Raw genomic sequence first — 1225 nt, 5'->3', positions numbered from 1 at the left:
CCGGCACGCTGGCGCATCCGGCCACCGGCATCGCCCCGCCCGGCGACTATGCCCAGGCGATCGCCGCCGCCGGCCAGAAGATGGGCGGCGGGCAGACCCTGTTCGGCCAGATCACCCGCCAGCTCGGCCTGGCGCCGCGCTCCGCCGCGCCGCAGAGCTGCGCCTCGGCCCTGGCTCTCGCGCGGATGGGCCATCCCGGCCCGGCGCCGACCACCGCCGGCCTCGCCACGGGCGGCGGCAACGGCGGCGGCACCGGCAGCGGCAGCGGCCAGGCCCCCGGCGCGGTGAGCGGGCCGCAGAACCTGCTCCAGTCGCTGTTCCACTGACGGCGCGGCGATGAAGCGCATCTGGAGCGCCGTCGCCGTGCAGGCGCTGGAGACGGGCTTCGGCATCACGCTCGATGGCAGGCCGGTGCGCCTGCCCGGCGGCGCCCCGCTCGCCGTGCCGGCCGAGGCCCTCGCCCGCGCCATCGCCGCCGAGTGGGACGCGCCGGACAAGGATCAGGACATCCGCCCCGACGACCTGCCGCTCACCCGCCTCGCCGGCACCGCCGTCGAGCGCATCGCGCCCGACACGGCGCCGGTGCGCGCCGGCCTGCTCGCCTATGGACGCAGCGACCTGCTCTGCTACCGCGCCACCGGGCCGGACGGGCTGGTGGCCGAACAGGCGCGGCTCTGGCAGCCCTGGCTCGACTGGGCCGGCGCCACGCTCGGCGCGCGCCTCGCCGTCACCGCCGGCATCACCGCGATCGACCAGCCGCCGGAGGCGATCGCCGGCCTCGATGCGGCGCTCGCCACCCACGATGCCTGGAGCCTCGCCGGGCTCGGCGTCACCGTCCCCGCCCTCGGCAGCCTCGTGCTCGGCCTCGCCGTCGCGGCGGGCGCGATCGCGCCGGCGGCGGCGCATGACTGCGCGACGCTCGACGAACGCTGGCAGGAACGGCTCTGGGGCGAGGACGCCGAGGCCGCCGCCCGCCGCGCGCGGATCGGCGGGGAGATTGCCAGCGCCGCCCGGTTCGTTAATCTCGCCCGGTCATGATCGCGAAGCATCTGATCCTGTCGGGCCGCGTCCAGGGTGTCGGGTTCCGCGACTGGATGGTGACGCGCGCCCGCCGCCTGGCCCTGGCCGGCTGGGTCCGCAACCGGGCGGACGGCACGCTCGAGGCGCTGGTCGCCGGGGATGCGCCGGCGGTCGAGGAATTGCTGCGCGCCTGCCGCCGCGGCCC

General features: G+C 77.8%; 2 protein-coding genes and 1 pseudogene. All 3 read left to right on the top strand.

Going from position 1 to position 1225, the window contains the following annotated elements; all coding sequences use genetic code 11:
- A pseudogene (locus tag RT91_RS18715) lies at window positions 1–326 on the top strand (AsmA family protein); the annotation flags it as partial.
- A 10-nt stretch (window positions 327–336) separates the two neighbouring features.
- Window positions 337–1038 carry an ATP12 family chaperone protein gene (locus tag RT91_RS18710; protein ID WP_012040231.1) on the top strand — a complete coding sequence of 234 codons (702 nt, stop codon included), beginning with the start codon at window positions 337–339 and terminating at the stop codon, window positions 1036–1038.
- Window positions 1035–1225, top strand: a 191-nt coding sequence (locus RT91_RS18705) for an acylphosphatase (protein ID WP_035189205.1), incomplete at its 3' end; no start/stop codon positions are given. The genes RT91_RS18710 and RT91_RS18705, both read left to right, overlap by 4 nt.

It is taken from the genome of Acidiphilium sp. JA12-A1 (genome assembly GCF_000724705.2).
GTDB classification, from domain to species: Bacteria; Pseudomonadota; Alphaproteobacteria; order Acetobacterales; family Acetobacteraceae; genus Acidiphilium; species Acidiphilium multivorum.
This window is presented reverse-complemented; position numbering and strand designations above follow the sequence as displayed.